Origin of the sequence: Smaragdicoccus niigatensis DSM 44881 = NBRC 103563, assembly GCF_000380645.1 — a bacterium.
Classification (GTDB): Bacteria; Actinomycetota; Actinomycetes; order Mycobacteriales; family Mycobacteriaceae; genus Smaragdicoccus; species Smaragdicoccus niigatensis.
The window spans coordinates 135,030-157,794 of the sequence record NZ_AQXZ01000014.1; the positions used below are offsets into that span (position 1 = coordinate 135,030).

The 22,765-nt window shown below is 64.6% G+C and carries 21 protein-coding genes and 1 pseudogene; 9 read left to right on the plus strand and 13 right to left on the minus strand.

Annotated elements, in window-relative coordinates; translation table 11 throughout:
• Nucleotides 1-91: 91 nt before the first annotated feature.
• The 4 genes from F600_RS0107615 to dnaA all read right to left on the minus strand — a co-directional run bounded on the left by F600_RS0107615 (nucleotide 92) and on the right by dnaA (nucleotide 4,968).
• Nucleotides 92-631 carry a DUF721 family protein gene (locus tag F600_RS0107615; RefSeq protein ID WP_018160004.1) on the minus strand — a complete coding sequence of 180 codons (540 nt, stop codon included), beginning with the start codon at nucleotides 629-631 and terminating at the stop codon, nucleotides 92-94.
• Complete coding sequence (recF, locus tag F600_RS0107620; protein WP_018160005.1) at nucleotides 624-1,814, minus strand: DNA replication/repair protein RecF; 1,191 nt, start codon at nucleotides 1,812-1,814, stop codon at nucleotides 624-626. Before recF ends, F600_RS0107615 begins: the two co-directional genes overlap by 8 nt.
• A 30-nt stretch (nucleotides 1,815-1,844) precedes the next feature.
• Nucleotides 1,845-3,014, minus strand: coding sequence for a DNA polymerase III subunit beta (gene dnaN, locus F600_RS0107625; protein ID WP_018160006.1), 1,170 nt, complete (start codon nucleotides 3,012-3,014; stop codon nucleotides 1,845-1,847).
• 478 nt (nucleotides 3,015-3,492) lie between these two features.
• Nucleotides 3,493-4,968, minus strand: coding sequence for a chromosomal replication initiator protein DnaA (dnaA, locus tag F600_RS0107630; protein ID WP_018160007.1), 1,476 nt, complete (start codon nucleotides 4,966-4,968; stop codon nucleotides 3,493-3,495).
• A 631-nt stretch (nucleotides 4,969-5,599) separates the two neighbouring features.
• On the opposite strand from dnaA, the gene rpmH reads away from it, so the two are divergent.
• From rpmH to F600_RS0107665, 8 genes are all read left to right on the plus strand, one after another.
• On the plus strand, nucleotides 5,600-5,743 hold the full coding sequence (gene rpmH / locus F600_RS0107635; protein WP_026306280.1) for a 50S ribosomal protein L34: 144 nt from the start codon (nucleotides 5,600-5,602) through the stop codon (nucleotides 5,741-5,743).
• A 28-nt stretch (nucleotides 5,744-5,771) separates the two neighbouring features.
• Nucleotides 5,772-6,143: a ribonuclease P protein component gene (rnpA, locus tag F600_RS31110; protein WP_081628758.1), complete on the plus strand. Its 372-nt coding sequence runs from the start codon at nucleotides 5,772-5,774 to the stop codon at nucleotides 6,141-6,143.
• A gap of 3 nt (nucleotides 6,144-6,146) precedes the next feature.
• A complete protein-coding gene (yidD, locus tag F600_RS27370; protein WP_018160009.1) occupies nucleotides 6,147-6,512 on the plus strand; it encodes a membrane protein insertion efficiency factor YidD in 366 nt (121 codons plus the stop codon).
• Nucleotides 6,513-6,548: 36 nt separating this feature from the next.
• Nucleotides 6,549-7,646 (plus strand): membrane protein insertase YidC, encoded by a 1,098-nt coding sequence (gene yidC / locus F600_RS0107645; RefSeq protein ID WP_018160010.1) that lies wholly within the window; start codon nucleotides 6,549-6,551, stop codon nucleotides 7,644-7,646.
• 63 nt (nucleotides 7,647-7,709) lie between these two features.
• Complete coding sequence (locus F600_RS0107650) at nucleotides 7,710-8,270, plus strand: Jag family protein (RefSeq protein ID WP_018160011.1); 561 nt, start codon at nucleotides 7,710-7,712, stop codon at nucleotides 8,268-8,270.
• A 164-nt stretch (nucleotides 8,271-8,434) separates the two neighbouring features.
• Entirely contained in the window at nucleotides 8,435-9,112 is a 678-nt protein-coding gene (rsmG, locus tag F600_RS0107655; protein WP_018160012.1) for a 16S rRNA (guanine(527)-N(7))-methyltransferase RsmG, read from the plus strand.
• Between the two features lie 45 nt (nucleotides 9,113-9,157).
• Nucleotides 9,158-10,087 carry a ParB/RepB/Spo0J family partition protein gene (locus F600_RS0107660; protein ID WP_026306281.1) on the plus strand — a complete coding sequence of 310 codons (930 nt, stop codon included), beginning with the start codon at nucleotides 9,158-9,160 and terminating at the stop codon, nucleotides 10,085-10,087.
• Between the two features lie 134 nt (nucleotides 10,088-10,221).
• Entirely contained in the window at nucleotides 10,222-10,911 is a 690-nt protein-coding gene (locus tag F600_RS0107665; RefSeq protein ID WP_018160014.1) for a hypothetical protein, read from the plus strand.
• Nucleotides 10,912-10,932: 21 nt separating this feature from the next.
• On the opposite strand, the gene F600_RS0107670 is transcribed toward F600_RS0107665, so the two are convergent.
• From F600_RS0107670 to F600_RS0107705, 9 genes and pseudogenes are all read right to left on the minus strand, one after another.
• A complete protein-coding gene (locus tag F600_RS0107670; protein ID WP_018160015.1) occupies nucleotides 10,933-12,117 on the minus strand; it encodes an N-acetylmuramoyl-L-alanine amidase in 1,185 nt (394 codons plus the stop codon).
• A gap of 130 nt (nucleotides 12,118-12,247) precedes the next feature.
• Complete coding sequence (gene trxA, locus F600_RS0107675; RefSeq protein ID WP_018160016.1) at nucleotides 12,248-12,571, minus strand: thioredoxin; 324 nt, start codon at nucleotides 12,569-12,571, stop codon at nucleotides 12,248-12,250.
• 7 nt (nucleotides 12,572-12,578) lie between these two features.
• Nucleotides 12,579-13,568 carry a thioredoxin-disulfide reductase gene (gene trxB / locus F600_RS0107680; protein WP_018160017.1) on the minus strand — a complete coding sequence of 330 codons (990 nt, stop codon included), beginning with the start codon at nucleotides 13,566-13,568 and terminating at the stop codon, nucleotides 12,579-12,581.
• 76 nt (nucleotides 13,569-13,644) lie between these two features.
• Nucleotides 13,645-14,373, minus strand: a complete 729-nt coding sequence (locus F600_RS0107685) for a hypothetical protein (protein WP_018160018.1) — start codon at nucleotides 14,371-14,373, stop codon at nucleotides 13,645-13,647.
• Between the two features lie 37 nt (nucleotides 14,374-14,410).
• Nucleotides 14,411-14,959: an RNA polymerase sigma factor SigM gene (gene sigM / locus F600_RS0107690; protein WP_026306282.1), complete on the minus strand. Its 549-nt coding sequence runs from the start codon at nucleotides 14,957-14,959 to the stop codon at nucleotides 14,411-14,413.
• 49 nt (nucleotides 14,960-15,008) lie between these two features.
• Nucleotides 15,009-16,511 (minus strand): protein kinase family protein, encoded by a 1,503-nt coding sequence (locus F600_RS27375; protein ID WP_156024468.1) that lies wholly within the window; start codon nucleotides 16,509-16,511, stop codon nucleotides 15,009-15,011.
• A gap of 103 nt (nucleotides 16,512-16,614) precedes the next feature.
• Nucleotides 16,615-18,213: pseudogene (gene murJ, locus F600_RS27380) on the minus strand (murein biosynthesis integral membrane protein MurJ); the annotation flags it as partial.
• Nucleotides 18,206-20,554: a DUF6049 family protein gene (locus tag F600_RS27385; protein WP_018160020.1), complete on the minus strand. Its 2,349-nt coding sequence runs from the start codon at nucleotides 20,552-20,554 to the stop codon at nucleotides 18,206-18,208. The gene F600_RS27385 and the pseudogene murJ, both read right to left, overlap by 8 nt.
• On the minus strand, nucleotides 20,551-21,123 hold the full coding sequence (locus tag F600_RS0107705) for an NUDIX hydrolase (protein WP_081628759.1): 573 nt from the start codon (nucleotides 21,121-21,123) through the stop codon (nucleotides 20,551-20,553). Before F600_RS0107705 ends, F600_RS27385 begins: the two co-directional genes overlap by 4 nt.
• Nucleotides 21,124-21,233: 110 nt before the next feature.
• Here F600_RS0107705 and F600_RS0107710 point away from each other — a divergent pair, with 110 nt between their 5' ends.
• Nucleotides 21,234-22,706: a CCA tRNA nucleotidyltransferase gene (locus F600_RS0107710; protein ID WP_018160022.1), complete on the plus strand. Its 1,473-nt coding sequence runs from the start codon at nucleotides 21,234-21,236 to the stop codon at nucleotides 22,704-22,706.
• Nucleotides 22,707-22,765 lie beyond the last annotated feature (59 nt).

Consider the following 22,765-nt stretch of genomic DNA (forward strand, 5'->3'; position numbering starts at 1 on the left):
GGGGCTGCGACACCCTTGACACGCACGTCAACCGCTGAAACGGACCCGCCAAGGGTCAGCGGGTAGAAATGTGCATTTTCGGGGGTCTGGCTTACCCGTAGGTGTCGCGCGGACCACGGCCTTTCACATGCCGCTCGCCCTTGCGCCAACTCGGCGCGACCGGACCGGTGATCCGCAGCTTCGTCACCACGCCATTACCGACTGCGGCGGCGATCTTCGCCAGGATCTGTGGCTGCATGTGACGCAACTGGGTGGCCCATGCCGTCGACTCCGCCGTGATGCTGAGAACGCCATCTTTGAGAGTGGTCGGTTCGGCATGTGAAGCAATGTCATCACCGACGACCTTCAACCACTGGCCCAGGACCGTGCCCTCGGCAACGTGAGATGACCAGCCGCGCGCCTTCGCGATCGAACCGACGAGGGATCCGAAGGCTTGGGGGTCACGCTGATCCGGGCCGGAGCCAGACCACCCGCGGCGAACCGGCCGCGCGGGCCCACGAGCACCGGCCGCACGTCCCTGACCGACGGACTTGCCATTCGCCTTCGCCGCGGCGCGGGCTTCCTCGAGGGCGCGGCGCGCGAGGTCGTAACCACGAACTTCGCCGACGTCGTTCGATTCGGATTCACTCATGAGTTTGGTCTTCCGCAGGGTATTCCGAGATCCGGGAAATCCGGCCACCGTCGTCGAATTCTGACGATACGCCGATGCGACGGCCCTTCAGCTGCTCCGGTACGTCCTCGGGAACCGCAGCAGTCACGAGAACCTGTTCCGCATCGGACACCAGACCGGCCAGCGCGGCGCGGCGGCGCATATCGAGTTCGGCGAAGACATCGTCGAGCAACAACACCGGGTCACTGCCGTCGGTCCGGAGCAACGAGAAGGCCGCGATCCGGAGCGCCAGAGCAAAGGACCAGGACTCCCCGTGACTGGCATATCCCTTGGCACTTTCCGTGCCGAGTATCAGGTCCAGGTCGTCGCGGTGCGGACCCACGAGACATACCCCGCGCTCGAGCTCCGAGGACCTGACCCGGGACATCTCTTCGAGCAATACCTGGGTCAAGACCTCGACATCATTGTCCAGGGGCACCCGAGTCGGATCCGCGAAGCCCTCCGGCAGCGCCGCGGCGACACAGGTCCGGTAGTGCAGCGTCGCCGGCCGTGCACCGGGGGCAATCCGGGCATGTGACTCGGTGACATGAGGTGCGAGGTCGTGTACCAGGGACAGCCGAGCGGCGATCAGCGCGGCGCCGTGATTTGCCAGGTGCCCGTCCCAGACATCCAGCGTGCTGAGATCGCCTCGGCTGCGATACGCCGTCTTGAGCAGGGCAGCCCGCTGCCGCAAGACCTTTTCATAGTCGCTGCGTAGGGCGGCCATTCGCGGCCGGCGCGTCGTGAGCAGCTCGTCCAGGAATCGGCGCCGCTCGCCCGGATCCCCGCGTACCAGGGACAGGTCCTCAGGTGCGAATAACACCGTGCGCAGGACTCCGAGAATCTCGCGAGTCCGCCGGACCGGCGAACGATTGATGCTCGCGCGGTTCGCCGCACCGCGGTTGAGCTGGACATCGATCCGAAGTTCGCGTCCGTCATTGATGATCTGCGCTCCCACGGTCGCGCTCGTGGCGCCGTTTCGAATCATCGGAGCTTCGGTCGCAACTCGATGCGATGCCATCGTCGCGAGATAACCGAGAGCCTCGATGAGGTTTGTCTTGCCGTTGCCGTTACGACCGACGAAGACGGTGGTGCCTGGTTCGAGCGCGATCTCAGCCGAAGACCACGACCGGAAATCCCGCAGCGATAGTGCGTGGACGAACAATGTGTTGAGTCACCCGTCGCTTCGCGCGGGCTAGCCCGGCAGACGCACCGGCATGAGGAGGTACGTGTACTCCGAATCGACCGGCGGGAAGCGGTCGCCTTCGGGTTCAGGCTCCTCGTCGCCGATCGGACGCAGCATGGCCGGGCGGCTCGGAGCGGTGAACCCGAAGTGCACACGGTCGCTGTGCAGCGAGTTCAGCCCATCGATGAGATATCCCGGGTTGAACGCGATCGTCAGCCCCGGGCCCTGGACGTTGGCTTCCAGCGACTCCTCCGCGCGGCCGGCGTCGTCGCCGCCAGCCGACAGCAGCAGGCCGTCGCCGGAGAACTCCATGCGGACCTGAGCGCCACGCTCGGCAACGAGAGCCACGCGCTTGATCGCGTCGATCAACGGAGCAACATCCATCGTCGCGGTCGAGGTGTGATCCTTCGGCAGCAGCTGACGGAACTTCGGGAACTCCGCGTCGAGCAGGCGCGTGGTGGTCTTACGGCCGTCCCGCGTAATGCCGAGCAGGCCTTCCGAGCCACCGCCGAGGCACAGTTCCACCGGCGAATCCGACGGACCGACAAGAGTTTTCGCGGCGTCCGCGAGCGTCTTGGACGGGATGAGGACCGCGGTGTTGAGCTCGTTGTCACCCGGGGTCCACTCGAGTTCGCGAACCGCCAGACGGAAACGGTCGGTCGCGGCGAGAACCAGCTTCGAACCGTCGATCTCGAGGCGAATACCCGTGAGCATCGGCAAGGTGTCGTCCTTGCCGGCCGCGACGGCGACCTGGCTGACCGCGGTACCGAAAATCTCGACCGGGAGCGCACCGGTGCGCGCCGGCAACTCCGGGAGCTGCGGGTAGTCCTCGACGGGCATCGTCGGCAGCGAGAACTTCGCGCTACCGCAGGTGATGATCACACGACTGCCATCGAGCACGACATCAACCGGCTTGGCCGGAAGTGAGCGAGTGATGTCCGCGAGCAGACGACCCGACACGAGCACGTCGCCTGCGGTGGAAACGTCGACCGGGATGCGAACCTGGGCCGAGACCTCGTAGTCGAATCCGGAAACGGTCAGGCCATCGGCATCGGCGGCCAGGAGGATCCCACCGAGAACGGGAACCGGCGGACGAGACGGAAGGTTGCGGGCCACCCAGGCAACGGAGTCTGCGAAGTCTTCGCGTGCGACCCGAAAGCGCATGCCCTCAACTGCCATAACTCACGTCCCCTTGTGATTCCGGTAACGGCTGCCAGGGTAACAACCTATGGGGTCCAAGCCTGCAGCGCCATCCCTTCGATGAAGGTGGTGCGGCTCTCGCTAGCTCTCGCTTGCGGGCCTGTTAGCTGAATGATGCACAGGCCTACCTTTAAAACTTTTCTATAAAGATCTAAATACGTAGTAGTAGTAGGTCCTGTGGAATCTGGGGAGTAGCACGCTTGCCGCAGCTAGCACGGCGTGTCGGCATGTGGATCAGCTGGGGGTCTGCTAGCACCCGAGTGCTTGCAACTGTTGATAGTCACCGTTTGCTGACATTTGTGCCCCAATTCATCCCCAAGGATCCACAGATATCAACAGGGTTATCCACAAGTGTGGAGTAGTCGTAGCGCGGTTGTAATCAAGAGGACACGCCGGGCGTAACACGCGGATGCAAAAGAGCCCCGGCCAGTGGCGCGGGGCTCTTCGTACGTACTCGTCACTTGGATCGCTGTCGGATCCGGGTCGTGAGTTCCTGGATCTGCTCGAAGACCTTCGGTCGTTCGGCCATCTCCTTACGGATCTTCTTGTCGGCATACATGACCGTTGTGTGGTCACGGCCGAATGTCTGGCCGATGCGTGGCAACGAGAGGTCAGTGAGCTCGCGGCACAGATACATGGCAATCTGCCGCGCCTGGGCGACTGGGCGGGCCTTACCGGGGCCGCGAAGCTCCTCGATCGAGGTACTGAAGAACTCGGCGGTGACGGCCATGATGGTCGACGCACTGATCTCCGGAGCACTCGAATCCGGCATCAGATCGCGCAGGACGGCCTCGGCGAGCGAAACGTCGAGTTTCTGTCCGTTGAGCGACGCGAACGCCGTCACGCGGATCAGGGCGCCTTCGAGTTCGCGGATGTTGCGTTCGATGCGGCTCGCAATGAGTTCCCGCACGTCATCCGGCACATCGAGGCGGTCCATCCGGGCCTTCTTGTCGAGAATCGCCATGCGCGTCTCGAGTTCCGGCGGCTGGACGTCGGTGATCAAGCCCCATTCGAATCGCGTACGCAAGCGCTCTTCAAGCGTTGCAAGCTGTCGAGGCGGGCGGTCCGAGGACACGATGATCTGCTTGTTCGCCGTATGCAGCGTGTTGAAGGTGTGGAAGAACTCTTCCTGGATACCTTCGCGGCCTTCGATGAACTGGATGTCGTCGACGAGCAGGATGTCCGGTTCGCGGTAGCGCCGCTTGAACGCTGCCTTGCGGTCGTCACGAAGACTGTTGATGAAGTCGTTCGTGAATTCCTCGGTCGACACGTACTTCACGCGGATACCCGGAAACAGGCGCTGCGCGTAGTTGCCGGCGGCATGCAAGAGGTGCGTCTTACCGAGTCCGGAGGATCCCCAGATGAAGAGCGGGTTGTAGGCGCGGGCGGGTGCCTCGGCCACCGCTACGGCCGCTGCGTGCGCGAAGCGGTTGGATGCACCGATGACGAAGGTGTCGAACGTGTACTTCGCGTTGAGGCTGTTCGTCGACGGCGGCGCGGCGTCGGGCTTGACGAAGGTCGGCGTCCAGCTCGCGCGGTCGCTGCCATTCTCGCTCGGCAGTTCCTCGTCGCGGCGGATTCGCGACTGCGAGGGCAGCAGCGGATCGGCAACGGGCGGAGTCACGACGTCGTCCGGGTCGGCCTCGGCGCTGGGTTCGACGCGAACACCGAGTCCTTCGATGCGAGTGTCGAGTCGCCGTCGTAGCTGGCTCAGGATCGGTTCGCGAAGACCGCGCTCGACTGCTTCCTGGGCGAGGACCGATGGGACGGACAACAGTGCGAAACCCTCGACGACAGTGAGGGGTTTGACCAAGCGAAGCCACGCGCGTTGGGCATAGCTGACTTGCGGAATCGATCCATCTTCGGAGCCCGTGGTCAGATCAGCGAGAATGGTCGGCCAGACCTGTGCCAGCGCCTGCGCGTCATTGGTCACGCTTGGGCCCCTCCCAGATCGCGTCGTACATACCCCGGCTCGGCAGAGCGCGAGCCGATCGGCCTACGAATATGCCAGGTCGACAAGTAATCCACATAATTATCCACAGATGTGGACAAGTACACGGATAGCACTGTGGGCGCCTGATCGTCGTTGACAGCTACGGCGAAAGCACGGTTGAAGAATCCCACCGGACGGTGGGTTGTCTCCAAACTGCGAGACGGACTGGGTCTCATCGGGCCATCCAAAACGATCCGGATGGCGACCCCGTGCGCACTACTTTGTGCGTCCGTCGGGGAGAAAACTAACAAGAGTCTGACGAACAGGTGGTCAAAACCTGTAATTCCTTGCAGCAGTACTTCAGTGACTGTTCGCCTGGCGTACAGGTTGCGGTCAGGCACGAAGTCGGCCGCCAGGCGTCGGTATCGACGGCTCAAGTTTGACCCGTGGGCGCTCTATCAGTACCCTCGAACAGTCGAGCGTTTGCGGACTATAGGCCAGCGCGCCGAGCTTCTCGGGGCACCGCGCCGCCGCTAGCCGGAAGTCCGTGGGCGTTCACCATGGATTTGTCACCAACCCATACGGGGCATGGCGTTTGCCGTGCGCCGTGAACTTGCAAGGAGAGTCGACCGTGGCCAAGGGCAAGCGGACGTTCCAGCCGAACAACCGTCGTCGCGCGAAGGTGCACGGCTTCCGCCTGCGTTCGCGCACGCGTGCCGGCCGCGCCATCCTCTCGGCTCGCCGCCGCAAGGGCCGCGCCGAGATCGCCGTTTAATCCACCCCACAGGTGCATTGGCGCTCGGGTGCTGCCTGAGCAGTATCGATTGCACAATTCTCGAGACTTTCACAGTGTTGTTCGCTCCGGTCGTCGCGCCGGTGGACGAAATCTCGTGATCTACGTCGCGAATCGTGCTCCAGAAACTGGCCCGCCGGCCTTGATATTCGGCGGGCCACGTTTTGGTTTGATCGTCAGCAAGAGTGTCGGCGGATCCGTGGTCCGTCACACCCTCGCGCGGCGGCTTCGGCCCCTCTGCGTCGATGTGGCTCCAGGCCTGGACCGGGGATCCGACGTCGTGATCAGAGCATTACCCCCAGCCGCGGTTGCGTCGGCGACAGTTCTGGAACGAGACCTGCGGCGAGCCTTGCAGCGCCTCGGTGTCGTCGGTGGTGCATAGGACATGAGTGCACTTCGGTGGCTGGCGCACCTCCCGGCGCGTGCTCTGATCTTCCTGATCGAGCTGTACCGGTCCTACATCTCCCCTATGCGGATGCCCACCTGCCGATTCAGTCCGACGTGCAGCGAGTACGCCGTCACGGCCCTACGAACTCGCGGCTTCTTCGTCGGCAGCGTGCTGACCGTGATTCGGCTGGCGAAATGCGCGCCCTGGCATCCTGGTGGTTGGGATCCGGTTCCGGAGCGGCGGCGGTGCAAGGAGGACGAGGGAGCATCGCCGCGACGAAGGAGCAAGGAGCGGACCGAGGGACGGTGCGCCGAAAAGACGCAGCACGACCACGTGCACGCCGCGTCTGGTGAGACCTGTTGAATGGAAGCACACAACTCGTGAGGAGTGTCTAGCGCAGTGCTGAACTTCGTCTATTACCCGGTATCCGGAATCTTGTGGGTATGGCACAAGGCCTTCGGGTTCCTGTTCGGACCGGACAGCGGCCTGACCTGGGTCCTTGCCGTTGTGTTCCTGGTCTTCACGCTGCGTCTGTTGCTTTACCGGCCGTTCGTCAAGCAGGTCCGCACGACGCGTCAGATGCAGGAACTGCAGCCACAGATCAAGGCGCTGCAGAAGAAGTACGGCAAAGACAAGCAGCGTCTCGCGATGGAGATGCAGAAGCTGCAGAAGGAACACGGCTTCAATCCGCTGATGGGTTGTCTCCCGGTTCTGGTCCAGGCCCCCGTGTTCATCGGTCTGTACCACGTGCTCAGTTCGTTTGCGCGAACCGGAACCCGCTTCGGGCAGTCGCACGCCATGACGGCGCTGCAGAATGCTCAAACCCCGAACTACTTCTTCTCCGCCGAGGATGTGCAGTCGTTCCTCAAGGCGAAGGTCTTCGGTGTTCCGCTCGCCGCGTTCATGAACATGAGCGTCGACTACAAGCGCGCGTTCAACGTGCCGGAGCTGGGGATTCTCACCCACGATCTGACGGTCGTGAAGATCGCCATCGTCGCGGCGCCCCTGATGATTCTCGCGAGCCTCGCGACGCACATGAACTCGCGATTCTCTGTCGCGCGTCAGAGTGCGGCGGTCGCGGCCAACCCGCAGACCGCGATCATGAACAAGCTCGCGCTGTACGCGTTCCCGCTCGGTGTCCTCGTGGGTGGTCCGTTCCTCCCGGTCGCCATCCTCTTCTACTGGGTTGCGAACAACGCCTGGACCTACGGTCAGCAGCACGTCGTGTACCGGAAGATGGACCGCGAAGACGAGGCGAAGAAGCTCGCCGCGCTCGAGAAGCGTTCGGAGCTCGCCCCGCGACCGGGTGCCAAGCCGACCGCGAACCGTACGCAGGAGATCACCACGTCGACGGCAGTCGAGATCGAGGACGACACCGATACCTCGGCCACGCGCAAGAACCCGAATCGCGGGGGTACTCGTCCGGGACAGGTGAAGAGCCGGAAGAACAATCCCAATCGCGGGCGCCCGAACCAGGGTCCGAAGCGGCGGCCTTGACCCATGGCCGACGTGGTGCTTGCGGAGAGACCTGAAAACCCAGCAATAACAACGAGAGCAGAAATGGGAGGCGACGAGGCTGTGTCTGACCTGGCTGTGAGTGAACCCTCGGATTCGGCATTGGAAAAGACCTCGGCGGAGGCTGAAGCTCCCGAGAACGAAGAAGACGAACTCGTCGAAGAAGGCGAGATCGCAGGCGACTATCTCGAGCAACTGCTCGACATCCTCGACTTCGACGGCGACATCGATCTCGATGTCGAGGGCAAGCGCGCGATCGTGAGCATCGACGGTGGACGTGACCTGAGCAAGCTCGTCGGCCGAAACGGCGAGGTCCTGGACGCTCTCCAGGAGCTCACCCGTCTCGCCGTCCAGCAGGCAACCGGCGAGCGCAGCAAGCTCATGCTGGACATCGCCGGCTGGCGTGCGAAGCGTCGCGCGGACCTGACCGCGATCGGTCAGGCTGCCGCGAAGAAGGTGCTCGAGAAGGGTGGCCGCGAGGTCCTCGAGCCGATGACGCCGTTCGAGCGGAAGGTCGTGCACGACGCGGTCGCGGCCATCGGCGGGGTCGTGAGCGAGAGCGAAGGCGCGGAGCCCCAGCGGCGAGTCGTCGTCACCCGCGGCTGACGTTCAATTTCAAGGAGCCCGGCGGAACCTGAGTTTCGCCGGGCTCTTCTTTTGGATCAAATCGTCACGTTACGAAACGCGCTGTGACACACCGTTAGGTTGGCTCACGAAGCGGGGAACTGTAATTTGGCCCACAGGCGGTGAGCGGGAGCGGCTCTGGGAGGATGTTTCACGTGGAACAACGAACGGCCGAGGTGCCCGAGGCGGCAGTCCGCCTGTTCGGCGATCGACTCGATCTCGCTGTCGCCTACTGGGAGTCACTCGTTTCCGAGGGCCAGAAGCGTGGACTCATCGGTCCGCGTGAAGTGCCGAAGCTGTGGGAACGCCACATTCTGAATTGCGGAGTCCTGCAGGAGTTGGTCCCCGAAGGTGCGGTAGTCGCGGATATCGGCAGCGGCGCGGGTCTCCCCGGAATCCCGTTGGCGATCGCCCGTCCCGATGTGAAGGTCATTCTCATCGAATCGATGTTGCGCCGCACAACATACTTGTCTGAATTCATCGCGTCGGTCGACCTCGATATCAGAGTTGTCCGAGGTCGTGCCGAGGACCGCGCGGTCGTCGCCGAAGTGGGACAGTGCGATGTCGTTACGTCGCGTGCTGTCGCTGCCCTCCCCCTGCTGATGTCCTTGTCGATGCCTCTCCTTCGCCCCGGCGGATTGATGCTCGCACTCAAGGGCTCGACCGCGGCGCAGGAAATCGTCGATTCCGCGCGCGAGGCGCGCAAGTACGGTGCGGTGGATCTTGCCGTTCGCGAGTGTGGCGCAGGCTTTGTCGACGAGTTGACGGTCGTGATCGAAGCTCGAAAGATCGATGCGCCGACGCGCAGGACATCCCGAAGATAGCTTCCTGTTTCACGTGAAACACAACGGATTCGATCGGAGTTGGACTTGAGTCAGCCCAGGAAGAGCGGCGTTGGCCGCGGACTTGCTGCCCTCATTCCCTCGGGGGCCTCCCTGACCGGAAGCGGTCTCGGTAGTGCAGCTGCCGATGTCTTGATCGGTGGTCCGCGGCCGGCCGCCGCTACGTACCGGGAGATTCGCCCGGAACACGTTCAGCCGAATCCCAAGCAGCCGCGCCAGGTCTTCGACGAAGAGGCTCTCGCGGAACTCGTGCATTCGATCCGCGAATTCGGACTTATGCAGCCGATCGTCGTTCGCGAGGTCGGACTCGACAATTACCAGCTGGTCATGGGTGAACGCCGTTGGCGTGCATCACAACTCGCAGGTCTCCAGGCTATTCCGGCGATCGTTCGCCAGACCGCGGATGACTCGATGCTCCGCGACGCGCTGCTGGAAAACATCCACCGTGTGCAACTTAATCCGCTTGAAGAGGCCGCGGCATATCAGCAGTTACTCGAAGAGTTCGACGTTACCCACGAAGAGCTTGCGACACGTATCGGTCGTTCTCGCCCGGTGGTGTCGAACATGATCCGGCTTCTCCGGCTCCCCGTGGCCGTTCAGCGCCGAGTTGCTGCAGGTGTGCTGTCGGCCGGGCACGCACGCGCTCTCCTCGCACTCGAGGCTGGCGCCGCAGCGCAGGAAGAACTCGCCGCTCGCATCGTCGCCGAGGGCATGTCGGTGCGCGCGACAGAGGAGGCCGTCACGCTGGCCAATCGAGCGGGAGAGGCGCGAGTCAAGCCGGCGCCGAAGGGACGGCCAGCTCCACCGCCCGCGTTGCAAGACTATGCATCCCGGCTTGCCGACTCGTTCGACACCAAGGTCCAGGTGAGCATGGGCCAGCGCAAAGGCAAGATCGTCGTCGAGTTCGGGTCGATCGAGGACCTGCAGCGCATCATGTCGTTGATGGACAAGACGTGATCTGAGTGGGACGGCCCCGCGGTTGTGATGCGTCGGTGATACGTCACAGTGACGCTGACCAGGCGAAAGGGCTTATCCTTTACTAGAACTAGATGCCACCATGCCGACCACCCAGATCCGAGGTTGACGCTGCAGTGTCCACAACCATCACGACACTGACCCTTTCGGAGATTGGCAAGCTTCCCGCCCATGCCCGGCGATGCGTCTTCTGGGAAACCGACCCCTCCGTCGAGCGTTCGCCCGCAGTTTTCGACGACCCCGCTTTCGAGAAGGAAGCGTGGCTGTCGAAGGTGATGTTGGAGTGGGGTTCATGCGCCCAGGTCTCGCGCAACGAATACGGCGCCACTGGCGCCGCTCTGTATGCGCCACCGAGCGCTGTTCCACGCTCGGCTGGATTTCCGACGTCACCCGTGAGTCCGGACGCTGTGCTTCTCACCTCGGTCGTGGTCGAGGGATGCGCCTCGGGATTGGGGAACCCGGACTACGACGGAGTTGCGCATCAGCTCGTTCAGGCGGTTGCGAAGGACCTCATTCGCCGCGGTGTTCGGGCTCTCGAGGCGTTTGGCATCAAGGCGGACCCAGCGGACTACCCCACTGGTCCGAGCGCTACCGCCGCCCTGACGTGTACGCCGCACCAGTGCATGATCCCGGCGTCGTTCCTGGAAGAGGCCGGCTTTAAAACGGTTGCGGCACATCATGAGTACCCACGGCTACGGCTCGAACTCGACAGCGATCACGAGTGGAAGGTCGACGTCGAGTACGCGCTCGAGCAGCTCCTGGCATCCGCGAGCCTGACGACGACCGGAAGCTTCCGGATCCCCTGACCAACGGTCGGGGACCCGGACTCAGGCCTCGCGGTTCTGTTCCTCGGCCAGCAGGTCGGCGAAAGTGAACGTCCCGGTCGGTTGGTCGTTCTGACCGAGGAGATACAGGCGCTTCACCGCGACGAGAATCGCCTCGGCGATGATGTCCCGCATGCGCGAATTCGCAAGCAGCGCAGCATCTTCGGGATTTGACGCGAATGCCACGTCGATCTGGACGGTCGGCATCTTCGTCAGGCGCAGGATGTCCCACACACGCGCGTGCGAACGGCAGTCGAGGAGGTTCGTGCGGGCGACGATCTCCCGCTGGATGTAGCCGGCGAGCGCCTGGCCGATCATCGACGCCGACGTGCCATCCGGGTGCCCGTAGTAGAAGCAGGCGATGCCGTGCGCCTTTGCGGTGTCATTCCGTGCGAGCCGCAGCGAGATCATGAGATCTGCGGCAAACGAATTCGAGAGCTCCGCGCGTTCGGAATCCGTGGGGTTGGCGTACTTCGGCCGGGACAGGAACGTCTCCATGCCCGTCGCTGCCATGCGGCCTTCGAGTCGATTCGCGAGGTCCCACAAGACCGCAGCTTCGGTGGTGTCTCCGTCCGGTCCCGACAGTGTCAGACCGGTCGCCGTGCCACCCAGACCTGGGTCGATGACGATGCGCTTGCCGGTGAGGTGCGGGCCCGCGCTGCGGACGAGCTCCTCCTCGGTCATGGCATGTGGGTTACCGCCGGTGATGCTGCGGCCGAGCAGCTCCACCGAACGCAACGTCTCCGGGCCGCAGATACCGTCCGGTGCCAGCCCGAACTCACGCTGGAACGAGGTCAGCGCTTCGTGGGTATGCAGGCCGAAGTAGCCGTCGACGCGGCCGACGTAGTACCCGAGCTCCTGGAGCCGGCGCTGCAGCGCCACGACGTCGTCGCCGTAGAGCGGGGAGGAGAGCTGGTAGAAGAGGAATCGGGCGCCAAGGTGGTAAGACGCCTCCTTGAGAACCCGGTAGGTGGCCGGGCCTACGATTCCGTCCACCAGCAGCCCACGGGCCTGCTGGAAGGCGCGTACCGCGGTCTCGAGGTCAGCGTCGAAAGTGGCCGCCGGAGCGTTCCACACGCCGTTCGATGCTGCTGAGGAGCCGTCGTAGTGGAGATATCCAAGGCTGGCCAGCGAGGCGCGGATCTCGGCAACGGCGGGACCTTCGTCACCGCGACGAAGCAGATGCATACGCGGAGGCCGTCCTTCCTTCAAGTGTGCGGTGCCTCGAGTTGAGGCCCATCGATTGTCGCATTATCAGCGCCCAATTGCCGCATACATGGCCCTCGGGAGAACGGCCTCAGCGCGTGTTCGGACGTTCCTAGAGAACGTCGGAGAGGTCGCGCAGCAGCGCAGCCTTGCCCTTTGCACCGACGATCGTCTTGGTGGGCTTGCCGCCCTCGAAAAGCATCAGCGTCGGCAGCGAGAACACCTTGTAGTGCTTCTGCGTCTCCGGGTTGGAGTCGACGTCGAGCTTGGCGATGGTGATCTTGTCCGCGTGATCGCGGGCGATCTCCTCGAGCACCGGAGCGACCATCTTGCACGGTCCGCACCAGTCCGCCCAGAAGTCGACGAGGACGGGCTTGTCGCTGACGAGGACGTCGTCGGCGAACGAGTCGTCGGTGACCTTGATGGTGTTGGACATGATGTCTCTACTTCCCGGCCGGGGTACCGGCGTGGTCGAGGGTGTTGGTGGTGATGTCCCCGCGCTCGGCTAGCCAGCGCTCGGCGTCGATCGCGGCCGCGCAGCCGGAGCCGGCGGCGGTGATGGCCTGGCGGTAGTGGTGGTCGACGAGGTCACCGGCGGCGAAGACGCCGTCGAGCGAAGTCGCGGTGCGCGGTGCCTCGACCTGGACATATCCCTCGTCATTGAGCGTGACCTGACCCTTGACCAACTCTGACCGTGGGTCGTGTCCAATGGCGACGAAAACGCCGGTAGCAGGCAATTCGGTCTTCTCGCCGGTGTTCGTGTCCTCGACGAGGACGCCTGTCACACCATCGGTACCCAGGACTTCAAGCACCTTGGCATTGGTCACGAAGCGGATCTTGTCATTGGCCTTGGCGCGTTCGAGCATGATGCGGGAGGCACGGAACTCGTCGCGACGGTGCACAACGGTGACCGTCCGGCCGAAGCGGGTGAGGAAGGTGGCCTCCTCCATTGCGGAGTCACCACCGCCGATGACGATGATGTCCTGGTCCTTGAAGAAGAACCCGTCACACGTCGCGCACGCGCTCACACCGCGACCAAGCAACTCCTGCTCACCCGGGACATTGAGGTACCGCGCAGCAGCACCCATGGCGAGGATGACCGAGTGAGAGCGGAAGGTCTCCCCGTCCACGGTCACGGACTTGATGTCCCCGGACAGATCGATCTCTTCGACGTCCTGGGTTCGGATGTCCGCGCCGAATCGGAGAGCCTGCTCGCGCATCTCGTCCATGAGATCGGGGCCTTGAATGCCCTCCCGGAAGCCCGGGAAGTTCTCGACTTCGGTGGTCGTCATGAGGGCGCCGCCGAACTGCGTGCCCTCGAAGACGAGGGGCTTCAGTTCCGCGCGGGCGGTGTAGATGGCGGCGGTGTAGCCGGCCGGACCAGAGCCCACGATGATGACGTCGTGGATGACGGGGTCCGTTGCGTTACCCATGAATTCCTCACGTTTGGCAGCTCAGCAGGTGTCCTTTGTCAACAAGAGCCTAAACGGTTCTGTTCCCGAGCAGATTTCAGATGTCCCGCTGCGCGCGGACGTCGGTATTACCGGGCGCGCAGTCGGGGTTGACGATGACCGCGGTGATCGAGCCTTTCTGGGGCCCGGCGGCGAGGATCAATGCCCCGGGCCGGTCCAAGTACACGACCGCAGTTGATCCCAGGGGCTTGCGATCGATGCCGATTGCCGACAGGCAGGCCCGGAGTCCTTGGTCAGTGGACAGTGTCCCCTGGGCATCATGCCGTCCCATCGCGGCCAGAAGGATATTCGCGGAGAGGTCAGGGCCTAGGACAAGGGGCGGGGTCGACGTCCGGTCCGAGGGTTGCGCCTGGACGGAGTCATTGGACCGGTCCGTCGAGGCCACCCAAACGTCTGCCGCGCCGACCGCTGCGACCAGCGCACATGCGGCAGCGAGCCACTTCCAGCGGTTCGGTGCGCGACGCTCGGACGTAGGACGCAGGGGTAGGACCGTGGCCTCGGTATCAGTGACATCCGGTGTGGACTCGAAGAGGGCGTCGAGTCGTGAGGCAACGTCACTGGGCATGGACTCGCCGTGGTGACTCAGGCCTACTGACCCAAGGCCGGACAGGGTGGACGAAACGCGGTCGAGTGCCTCGATGACGGCACTCGCCGCGGGATCGGCATAGACCTGGGGCCACAACTGCGCGGCCTCGTCCGGAGGGAGAACTCCCGCGTGCAGATCGGCAAGGAGTTCATCGGAGAATCGGGCACTGCCATCAGTCACGAGATGTCCTCCTTTCGTATGTTCTGACGCATTCGGCTCACGTTCGGTTCCGTGGGTCGCGGAGGAATTCCAACTCCTGGGCGAGACGAAGGCGACCGCGCGCACAACGACTCTTGACGGTACCGCTGGGTACGCCCAACAAGTCGGCGGCTTCGTTGACCGAGTACCCCTCGACGTCGACCGCGACGATCGCGGCACGTTGATCCGGCGGCAAAACGGCCAGCGCTCGCTCGATGAGGGCCGCAGTCTCGCGTTCGGCCGTCACATTCCGCGGGTCCGATGGCTCCGGCGTTTCGGTGTAGTCCAGCGTGACGGCCGGACGTGCCTTGTTGCGCCGAATGCGGTCCAGGCAGGCGTTCACCACGATCCGATGCAGCCAGGTGGACACCGACGCGGCGGCGCGGAAGTCCCCGGCTGAGCGATGCGCCTTCAGAAGCGCTTCCTGCAGCGCGTCAGCCGCGTCCTCGCGTGAGTAGGACGTGCGCACCGCGGTCCGCCACAGCTGGTCGTAGTGGCGCTTGACGAGGTCCCCGAATGCGTGACGATCGCCGGCGACATGTGCCGCCAACAACTCCGCATCCGTCACGAGATCCACGGTGACCTTCCAGCAAACCAAACCCGCCCTACTCGGAAGGTTACTGCTGCGGGGTCGTGAAACTCACTTCGATGATCGAAGACTGCTTCTTCGGATCTGCCAGTTTGGTGATCCAGACGATGACGTAACGAACCTCGTCTGGCGCATTGAGCTTGATCTCGTTCTCGCCGGACTGCAATGTCGTCGCCGCGCTGACGAGGGTCGTGTCGCTGAGGTTCTCCGGGCTCGAACTACGTGCCGTACGGATCTCGACGACAGTTCCCGGCGAGTCGGTGTTGATCGTGGCGGTGAGAATCCGGGACGTCTTCGGCAGCGTCAACAGCAGGCCGACGCCTTCCTTGTACGAGGGGAATTGGGCGGCATACGAGTCCGTCGACCACTTCGTCGACTCGTCATTGTCGATCGCGTATCCCGCGGAGTCGGCGTTGTCCGGGCTGCCCTTCGGGGAGAAGACGTCGGCGCCGGTCGCGAAGAGCGGGATGCCCTCCGGCTCGGGAGCTTTTCCGGTGGTCGTGGTCGTCGATGAGGTGGCGAAACCGAATCCCTGGTCGGACAGGGAGGTGTCGTTGCCACCGCCGGCGAGAAGCCCCATGATCCAGCTGCCGATCAGGGCGAACAGCACGACCGTGACGACGCCCAAAACACCCAGGGCGATGAACGTGCGCTTGTTCTGCTCCGGGTCGACCTCGACCGGCTTCTGTCCCAGGCGAACCGGTGGAATGTAGTCAGCTTCGCCGTAACCCGCGGAGGCCTGCTCGAGAACATGCTGGACAGTCGCCGCAGTGCGCACCCCGCGGTCGGCGCCGAGCGCACGGAGCGCGACCGCCGAGATCTCGAACGGCAGATCAGGGTGGATATCGGACGGGTCAACGAGCTTCCCGTTGTCGCCGCGGACCGCGGGCTCGAGCCCACCGGCGCCCGCATCGGCCGTGCCGAGTGCCCAACGGCCGGTCAACAGCGCGTAGAGGACAGCGCCGAGGCCGCGGACGTCGGATTCGACGTCGGAGCCACTGTGCGAGCCCGGAAACGCCAGGACGGCCTTCCCGTCGGCCGAGATGCGGATCTGATCCGGATGCTCGATCGACAGCGTGCTGCCGTCGCCGTGCGCCTCTTCGGCGGCCTGCGCGAGAACCGCGACGGCTCGCGCCGCGGCGAAACCGTTCGGTTCGCCCTCACAGGCTTCCCGCAGCGATGCGCCCGGCGTCCATTCTGCGATGACGAGACCCGTTGAGCCGCTGCGCGTCACGTCGAGGACGCGGGTCAATCCGGGCGACGCGATCTTTCCCAGCCGCAGTGTGCGCGTGAGGATGTCGTTCTGCTCCGAGTTGGAGATCTTCGCGTCCGGCTCCGTCGGGACGATCGTGATCGCGACATCGCGTTCGAGCCGCGTGTCACGGGCCTGCCAGAACTGGAGGTTGTGGGTACCGCCATGCTCGGCCAGCAGCCGATAGCGGCCTCCACCGATCGCCGCACCGGGAACCAGAGCCCCACGTCGGCGAGGTGGAGGTGCCGCGGCGCCGGTGGCTTCGACGTCGTCGCTCAACTCATCCCCTACTTCCATGTTGCGGGCGTGGTTTGGTTTTTCGGTGAGCAGCCTACGACAGGTCACCGCCGGTCAGTCGGACCTACTGACCGCTTTTCGCAGGTCGCAACCGTTGTGTGACCGAACGCCAGATCATCGTGACCTCTGGAACGCGCAGGAGCAGCAGTCCCACGCCGGTAACCCCCAGATACAAAATGCCATCGATCGCGACTCGGACCAGCGCACCGATGCCCCCATATGCCTGGGGCAGATGTCCTAGGTGGGCTACCCAGTCGAATCCGAACATGACCAGCCCGGCGACGAGGGACGCGACCATGATCTGCGCAAATGTCCGGACGACAGCCTGGAGTTGCAGGTGTCCCAGGGACCGCCGGAGTAGGGCAACCGAGATGATCGCACCGGTGACATAAGCCAGTCCATTGGCGACACCGAGCAGGATGACGACGTGGTTGTCATCGCTGGCGACCTGCGGTGTCAGCACTGAGAGGACGATCTTCACCGTGGTGATGCCCACGACGATCCAGACCGGCGTCCAGGCCCGCTCCTGCGCGTAGAAGACCCGAAGGTACAGCAGGACCAGCGCATACGGGATGAGGGTGAACGCCGACCAGGAGACGGCTTCACCGAGGCGGGCGGCGTCTCCGGTGAACTTGCCGTATCCGTACAGCGCCACGCCCACCTGCCGACCCATGAGGGTCAGGAAGACGACGATCGGGAGGAGTCCGAGGAAGGTCAGCCGGGTGCCCATGGTCAGGTCCTCGATGACACCTTGACTGTCGTTCGCGGCCGCCTTGCGGCTCATGCGGGGCATGATCGCGGTCAACAGGGTCACGCCGATCACGCCGTACGGCAGCTGGAGAAGCAGCCAGGCGTTGCTGTAGATGATCGGACCGGCGACGTCATGTCCCGCGGACACGTTGGTCGCGACGATGAATCCCACTTGGCTGATGGCTACGTACAGCAGCACCGCGGCCGCCATGCCGCCGAACTTCCGCAGCCGATCGTCAAGGCCCCACTTCGGGCGCAGGTCGACTCCGGCCTTGCGAATCGCGGTGAACAGCAGGATGACCTGGCTCAAGACGCCGAACGTGGCGCCGACACCGAGGATGTACAGCCGGGTCGTCCCGAGACTCTCCGGCAGGAACCAGTACGAGATCAGCACCGCGAGGAAGACGACGTTGTTCAGCACCGGTGCCCAGGCCCCGGGCTTGAAGTTCAGCCGGGTGTTCAAGATGCCGGTGAACAGGGCGGTGAGGCCGTAGAAGAGGATCGCGGGCAGCAGCAGATAGGACAGGGTCGTCGTGAGGTGCGGGTCGACCTTGGGGTGCGGGCCCAGATAGAGGTAGGTCAGCAGGGGCGCGGCGGCCGTTGCGAGGACCGCGGCCGTACCGAGAGTCACCAGTGCGGCGTTGAACAGGCGGCGGATGAACATCGCCCCGCCGTCCGGGTCCTCGGCTTCGGAACGGACGAGCACCGGGATGACGACCTGGGTCAGCACCGCTCCGAGGACGAACTCGGAGATCATGTTCGGGATCACGCTGGCGACGGTGAACGACGAACCGATCGCGCCACCGAGGACCGCCGCGATGAGGACCTGCTTCATGAAGCCGGTGATGCGGCTCGTCAGCGTCGCAATCGCGATCGAGCCCGTGGTCGCCAGGAGCCGGCTGTCCGCCCCGGTGCCCGACTCGGCCTTACTCGTCACTGTGCCTCCGGAGTGGGTGCTGGGACGGCGCGCGCCCCTCGTCTGCGGGGTCTGGCTGTCCGCGGAATCGGCGCCAGAGTCGTCGGCCGGCGAGGAAGAGCAACAACGCTCCCGCACACGCTGTGATGATTGTCAGCGCCTGACCATATGCATTCGATCGAATCGTCAGAATCGCCGGGGATCCCAGCGGATGTCCAGTGACCGTGGTCAATTCCACAGGCAGGACGATCTTGCGGTTGGCACTGACCTTGGTCGGGATCTGAAGCGTCCGGCTGCCACGGGCGGGCAGTTCGACCAGACCCATGTCCCCGAGGGACATCTCCGGCGGTGGGTCCATGACGATCCGCACGCGAATCGGGACCGGCAGGTCGTTTCGCGCGACGAGCGGCAGCGGGCTCTGTGCCGAGGCCAGCGTGTACACCCCGCTCGGGGCCAAGACGGTGACCGAGTGGAACATGCCATCGACGGAGCGGACGAGCTGTGCGCGGCGGACTCGGCTGGCGTCCCGGACGTCCGCGGTACTCGCGCTGTTTCGTCCGGGAGTGGCCAGCGCACGGAGCAGTTCGTCGCGTAGTGGGGCCAGGAACTCCTCCGGAGTCGGCGCCGCATTCGGGTCGTCGACCATGGACTCCTGGAGGATGCCGAGCCGCGAGTTCTGTGCCGAGACCTCGCCGCGGATGTCGTCCCCGGGGGCCTCGGCCTCGGCGCGGTCCGAGTAGAAGATGCTCGCGGCCGGTCCGGTCGAGGTCCCACCCGTCAGCGCGGACAAGGGACGAGCCACTGCTCGACCGCTGGTCAGGAAGTCACTGACCTGGGTCAGGATTGCCCGAGTCTCACCCACGCTGGGATCCCACGACTGCGGCGGGGCCAGGAACAGCCCACGGGGTGAGTCACCGGGTGCGGTCAGCGCGGCGAAGGACACCGCGCCGAGCGCGTCCTGCAGGCGGGCGGTTCGAGAGTCGCCGGCGACGTTGAATCGCACCCGTTCCGGTGTGAACACCGGGGTCTGCGGATCCACACCGACGGCGGCGAGGGCGCTGGCGGCATACGCGTCGTACGCGACACCGCGCAGTGGCGGTCCGGTCTGGCCGGCAGGCGCGGGCGCGCTCGGGACGCTGACGACGTCCGGGACCGGGTTGGCCGGATTGTTGTCGTCGCTGAAGCCGTCACGGGCGAGCAGAACAGCCGTGACGCCATCGCTTCGAAGGGCCACCGCGGTCTTTTGGTCGATCATTCCGGCGCCCGGCCACACGACCCCGTGCAGAGTCTTGACGCTGAGGATCGACTCGACGGTGTCGACGCCGCGCAACACCGCACGGTCGAACAGGTCCTCGTCGTCGAGTCGGTCGACCGCCGTGATGTCGGTCCGGGCGAACGGCATCGGGATCGTGCACATCGAATCGGCGAGTGTCCGAAGTCGGTTGAGCCAGTTGAGAGCGCCCGCCATCCCGGTGCCGGGGTGGACCCGTCCCTGGGGCGCCGCGGGGTCATCGAGGACGTCATAGCCGCGGGTCATGGACGAGACCGTGGACAGGAGGTCGGGATCGATCGCCAGACACATGGCGCTTGCCATGCGTTTCTGCTTGTCACCGGTGCCGCCTGCGGCGGTTTCGACGGCGGTCAACATGTCGTTGAGTCGGCCACCCGCGACCAAGGACTTGGCGAGGTCCTCATCGACCAGTCGGACGCGATCGGACGCCGACCCAGGGACACCAGACGCCGTCTGCGGGCTGTCCGAGATGGGCCACAAGAGGGTCACGGCAGCAGAAGGCTTGGTCACCGTTGCCGGCTCGGCGGCCGGCACATCGACCACCGGAAGGAGGAAGCGAGCCTCGTCGAGCTTCGATTCGATGCCCGGCTTCGGCGTGGCGTTGACGTTGAGCAGTACCGGATAAACGCCGGGTTCGGTGATGTTCAGCGACGGGCTGTTCCCCGGGTGCAGCGGCAGGGTGATCGTGAAGGACACCTTCTTGCCGGGGTCGAGGCGCGGGCTCACCTTCTCGAACGGACCGGCGATGTCGAAGCCCTGCTGCTCGGGAAGCAGCATGCTGCGCAGCTGGGACTCCGCGGAGATCTTTGCGGCCCGCTGCATTCGCACCACAAGGTCGACGACCGGACGATCGCTGACGTTCTGGATCGTCGCCTTGACCTCGAGGTCGGCTGGTTCGGCGCCAACGGACGGCGGATTGACTGAGTCGATCGACAGCTTGAGGTATCGCGTCGGCGCCGGCGCGCCGGTCGCCGGGGGCATGGCGGCAAAGAGTGCTGTGCCGGCGAACAGAATCAGCACGAGGGTGCGCAGCGCGGAATCTGCGCGGGTTCCGCGGCGAGGGCTCATGTGGCGGAGTCGGCGTCGCCAGCGTCGGTGGCGGAGGGGTTCTCGCTGTCCATGCGGTCGATGAGCTGTCCAGCCAGCTCGGCGAGTTTCCGTTCGTCGGCGTAGGCGAGTTTCGATTCGAGTTCGCTGAGCGGCACCCACGCCACCTCGGTCACCTCGACGTCGGAGTCCGACAGTTCTCCACCGAGCGCACGCATGAGGTAATGGTGCACTGTCTTGTGGATGCGGCGCCCCTCGGTGACGAACCAGTATTCGATGCTGCCGAGGGAGGCAAGCACCGCACCGCTGATTCCGGTCTCTTCGCGAACCTCGCGCATCGCCGTTTCCTCGGCGGATTCGCCTTGTTCGATGTGGCCCTTCGGCAGCGACCACAGCAGACGACCGCGGCGGTCGGTACGCCCGATCAGCGCCGCGCGCAGGAACTCACGCGGCCCGTCGAGGCCCGAAATGACCAATCCACCAGCGGAAGTCTCACGCACAGTGCGCATTCGGGGGGCACCCGCCGGATCACCGCCCTGGCGCCGCCGCGGGTTGCGGCGTCGCTGATTTGCTCGGTCGGCGGCTGACACCTCACAAATGTATCGTGTCATTTTGATCACTCTCGGTTGCCGGTCACCTTGTGGTATGAACCCGTGACCGTGGCGGGATACAACCGAGGAAGCGGATAAGCTCATTCGTCGTGGTCAATCCCGATTCCCCCAGCCCTGTCGATCCCGAACGCCGGGCCCGACTGCTGGCCTCGGCAGCGGTCACCCTGCGGCATCTGGGTGACGTTCTGGTTCCGCTCGGTGAGCGATTCGCGGACGCCGGCCACGATCTCTACCTCGTCGGTGGCACGGTGCGCGATGCGTTGCTCGGCCGCTTGGGACTCGATCTCGACTTCACGACCGATGCCCGTCCGGAGAAGGTTCAGGAACTGCTCCGCGGCCTGGTCGACAACCAGTGGGACACCGGCATCCGGTTCGGCACGGTCAGCGCGGCCAAGGGTTCGCACCTGATCGAGATCACCACCTATCGCAGCGACGTCTATAACGGCGTCACCCGCAATCCCGAAGTTCAGTACGGCACCTCGCTCGAGGACGACCTCGTTCGACGGGACTTCACGGTCAACGCCATGGCCATCAAGATCGGCCGGGGCGGTGCCGAGGAGTTCGTCGACCCGCTCCACGGCGTCGATGCTCTCGTCGCCGGCGTACTCGATACCCCGTCAGCGCCGGAGAGTTCGTTCAGTGACGACCCCCTGCGCATGATGCGAGCCGCGCGGTTCGTGTCGCAGCTGGGGTTCGCCGTCGCGCCGCGGGTGTCGAAGGCCATCGTCGATATGGCCGACCAGATCGACCGCATCACCGTCGAACGGATCCGCGCCGAACTCGACAAGCTCATCCTCGGCACGCATCCGGAGGACGGCATCGACCTCCTGTGCGTGACCGGACTCGCGGATCGGGTGCTGCCGGAGATTCCGGCGCTGCGACTCGAGATCGACGAACACCACCAACACAAGGACGTCTACCAGCATTCGCTGACCGTGCTGCGTCAGGCAATCGACCTCGAAGAGTCGGATCCCGATCTGGTCCTGCGCTGGGCCGCGATCCTGCACGACGTCGGCAAGCCCGGCACGCGGCGTCACGAATCCGGCGGCGGCGTCAGCTTCCACCACCACGAAGTCGTAGGTGCGAAGCTCGTGCGTCGACGGATGCGGACGTTGAAGTACCCGAACCAGGTCATCGACGATGTCGCCCAACTGGTCTTCCTGCACCTGCGTTTCCACGGCTACAGCGGTGGCCAGTGGACGGACTCCGCGGTCCGTCGGTACGTGACCGATGCCGGTCCCCTACTCTCCCGGCTGCACAAACTGGTTCGAGCGGACTGCACGACCCGGAACAAGCGCCGCGCCGCAGCGTTGCAGTCGTCCTATGACAGCCTCGAGCACCGCATTGACCAAATTCGGGAAGCGGAAGATCTGGCCAAGGTCAGGCCTCAGCTCGACGGCAACCGAATCATGGAATTGCTCTCTGTCCCACCAGGTCCGGTCGTCGGGCAGGCGTGGCAGTTCCTCAAGGACCAGCGTCTGGACCGCGGCCCGATGTCCGACGCGGAAGCCGAAGAGGCCTTGCTGCGCTGGTGGGAAGACCAGCAGCGCGATAATCAGTAACTGTGACTGACCCGTCCGGTCCCCCCGCTCCGCCGGTTTTTCGTTCGAAACCGCTCGGC

Excerpts from the sequence above, each read along its gene's own strand:
- F600_RS0107615 (WP_018160004.1), bottom strand. The coding sequence starts at position 631 with ATGAGTGAATCCGAATCGAACGACGTCGGCGAAGTTCGTGGTTACGAC.
- dnaN (WP_018160006.1), bottom strand. The coding sequence starts at position 3,014 with ATGGCAGTTGAGGGCATGCGCTTTCGGGTCGCACGCGAAGACTTCGCA.
- yidD (WP_018160009.1), top strand. The coding sequence starts at position 6,147 with ATGAGTGCACTTCGGTGGCTGGCGCACCTCCCGGCGCGTGCTCTGATC.
- F600_RS0107650 (WP_018160011.1), top strand. The coding sequence starts at position 7,710 with ATGGGAGGCGACGAGGCTGTGTCTGACCTGGCTGTGAGTGAACCCTCG.
- rsmG (WP_018160012.1), top strand. The coding sequence starts at position 8,435 with ATGTTTCACGTGGAACAACGAACGGCCGAGGTGCCCGAGGCGGCAGTC.
- F600_RS0107670 (WP_018160015.1), bottom strand. The coding sequence starts at position 12,117 with ATGCATCTGCTTCGTCGCGGTGACGAAGGTCCCGCCGTTGCCGAGATC.
- trxA (WP_018160016.1), bottom strand. The coding sequence starts at position 12,571 with ATGTCCAACACCATCAAGGTCACCGACGACTCGTTCGCCGACGACGTC.
- trxB (WP_018160017.1), bottom strand. The coding sequence starts at position 13,568 with ATGGGTAACGCAACGGACCCCGTCATCCACGACGTCATCATCGTGGGC.
- F600_RS27385 (WP_018160020.1), bottom strand. The coding sequence starts at position 20,554 with ATGAGCCCTCGCCGCGGAACCCGCGCAGATTCCGCGCTGCGCACCCTC.